The following is a 2,185-nucleotide window of genomic DNA, read 5'->3' as shown; positions in this document are numbered from 1 at the left end:
GACCGGCGAGGAACAGCAGGCGCGCGATCGCGGCGGCCGCCGCAACCGCCGGCGCGGCGGCAAGAACCGCGACCGGGCCGAGCAAAAGCGCGGTTCCGATGCTGCCGGTGCCGACGAAGGCGGCGAAAGCGCCGATGAGGTCGCAGCTTCCAGCGCTTCCGCTGATGAGCCCGGCGATGCGGCCGATACCTCGACCGAAGCCACCGAAGGCTCCGAAACCGTTGAGACCGTAGCCGAGGCAGCCGGCGAAGAGGAGAACAAGGCCCCCGAAGCCGGCAGCGACACCGAAGACGCCGATGCGACCGACAGCGAGAATCGCCAGCCTTCCGAGAGCGGCCCCACTTCGATCGCCGCGAGCATCGATGCGGATGTGATTTCGGAACCGGTGCAGGCCGAATCGACCAGCGAGGTCGCTCCGGCCGAGGAAGCCGCTCCCAGCGACGATGATCGCGGCATGCTCGAAGAAGTTTCGTCCGCACATTCGGACGAACACGAAATCGAATCGGTCGGCGCCGAGGATGCGCTTGAAGAGGTTCGCAACCGCCGCAAGCCGGTGCGCCGCCAGTACAAGATCCAGGAAGTCATCAAGCGCCGCCAGATCCTACTGGTCCAGGTCGTCAAGGAAGAGCGCGGCAACAAGGGCGCGGCGCTGACCACCTATCTGTCGCTCGCCGGCCGCTATTCGGTCTTGATGCCGAACACCGCGCGTGGCGGCGGCATATCGCGCAAGATCACCAATGCTCAGGACCGCAAGCGGCTGAAGGAGGTCGTCGCCGATCTCGAGGTGCCGCAGGGCATGGGAGTCATCCTGCGCACCGCCGGCGAAAGCCGCACCAAGGCCGAGATCAAGCGCGACTATGAATATTTGATGCGGCTTTGGGAGAATGTCCGCAATCTCACGCTGCAGTCCACGGCCCCTGCCCTGGTCTATGAGGAAGGCAGCCTGATCAAGCGCTCGGTCCGCGACCTGTACAACAAGGATATCGACGAGATCCTGGTCTCCGGCGAGGACGGCTACCGCGAGGCCAAGGACTTCATGCGGATGCTGATGCCGAGCCATGCCAAGGTGGTTCAGCCCTACCGCGACACCACGCCGATCTTCGTGCGCAACGGCATCGAGGCGCAGCTCGACCGGATGCTGCAGCCGCAAGTGACGCTGAAGAGCGGCGGCTACATCATCATCAACCAGACCGAGGCGCTGGTTTCGATCGACGTCAACTCCGGCCGCTCCACCAAGGAGCATTCGATCGAGGACACCGCGCTCCACACCAATCTGGAGGCCGCCGAGGAAGTCGCGCGGCAGCTCAGGCTGCGCGACCTTGCCGGCCTGATCGTCATCGACTTCATCGACATGGAGGAGAACCGCAACAACCGCGCGGTCGAGAAGCGGCTGAAGGATCACCTCAAGAACGATCGCGCCCGCATCCAGGTCGGTCGCATCTCGCATTTCGGCCTGATGGAGATGTCGCGCCAGCGCATCCGTGCCAGCGTGCTGGAATCGACGATGAAGCCCTGCCCGCATTGCGGCGGCACGGGCCATGTGAGATCGGACTCCTCGGTGGCGCTGATGGTGGTGCGGGCAATCGAGGAATTCCTGCTCAAGGATTCGCGCAGCCACATCACAGTGCGCACGCCGGCGGCGACCGCGCTTTATGTGCTCAACCACAAGCGCGCCAATCTGGTCGAGCTCGAGGCCCGGTTCGGCCTGAGCATCACGCTCGAAGCCGACGAGACGCTGGGCGCACAACACTACGCGATCTTCCGCGGCGCGGTGGCTGAGAAGCCGGAAGGCTTCGTCGAGGTGCGCAGCCTGCCGACCTATGTCGAGCCGGAAGAGCCCGAGGACGAGATCGTCGTCGAGGAGGAAGAAGAGGTATCGGTCCAGGCCGAACAGCCGCGCCATCCACAGCAGGGACAGCATCCGCAGCGGTCCGAGGACGGCGAAGGCGGCCGCAAGCGCCGCAAACGCCGTCGGCGGCGCGGCGGCAAGGATCGCGACCGCGAGCATCAAGGCCATGGCGATGCCGTCTCGGCCCCCGCACCTGCGGACGCCGGCACGATTGCTGGCGAAGCGACAGCCGAGGTCACGGCTGAAGCACCGGCCGGGGCGGAAGCAGCGGAAGAGGGGCAGGGGAAGAAGCGCCGTCGCGGCAAGCGCGGCGGCAAGCGCAATCGCCGCGAGGAA

Annotated in this window: 1 protein-coding gene; it reads left to right on the top strand. The window is 65.8% G+C overall.

Going from position 1 to position 2,185, the window contains the following annotated elements:
- A partial coding sequence (locus tag EOA79_RS31565) for an Rne/Rng family ribonuclease (RefSeq protein ID WP_128293662.1) occupies positions 1–2,185 on the top strand: 2,185 nt, incomplete at both ends.

This window comes from Mesorhizobium sp. M1A.F.Ca.IN.020.03.2.1 (assembly GCF_004023205.1).
Classification (GTDB): Bacteria; Pseudomonadota; Alphaproteobacteria; order Rhizobiales; family Rhizobiaceae; genus Mesorhizobium.
This window is presented reverse-complemented; position numbering and strand designations above follow the sequence as displayed.